1 protein-coding gene is annotated in these 376 nt (G+C 53.5%); it reads right to left on the bottom strand.

Annotation, left to right across the window (positions count from 1 at the left end; translation table 11 throughout):
• The coding region (locus tag G5B30_RS17195; RefSeq protein ID WP_165321234.1) for an MBG domain-containing protein at positions 1–376 on the bottom strand (376 nt) is incomplete at both ends.

The raw sequence follows: 376 nt of genomic DNA, 5'->3' as shown, positions 1-376 counted from the left end.
AAGTGTACCGCCTGTGTACGTGATGATATAGTTGGACAGCTTTGGCCCCTGTGCTGCCGAAGCGGTGATCTCGTAGGTGTCAACATCGGCTGAGGCTGATGCTCCTGCTGAAGTTAATGTCACCGAGGTCACTACATCATTGTTCACAAGGCCGTCCGGTGTAAACTCGGTACCGCTGAAGGTAAAGGCATTGCCATAGATCTTGCTCTGATCGTTAGCGGTTATTGTCAGGGCTTTCGGGTTCACCGTCAGCGTGCCTTTGGCATAGCTGATCGTATAGTTCCCCAGTTTAGGACCCTGTGCTGCCGAGGCCGTGATCTCGTAAGTGTTTACAACCGCCGTGGCTGCTGATCCTGCCGATGCCAGTGTTACCGAG

This window comes from Sphingobacterium sp. SGG-5 (genome assembly GCF_011043525.1).
GTDB lineage: Bacteria > Bacteroidota > Bacteroidia > Sphingobacteriales > Sphingobacteriaceae > Sphingobacterium.
This window is presented reverse-complemented; position numbering and strand designations above follow the sequence as displayed.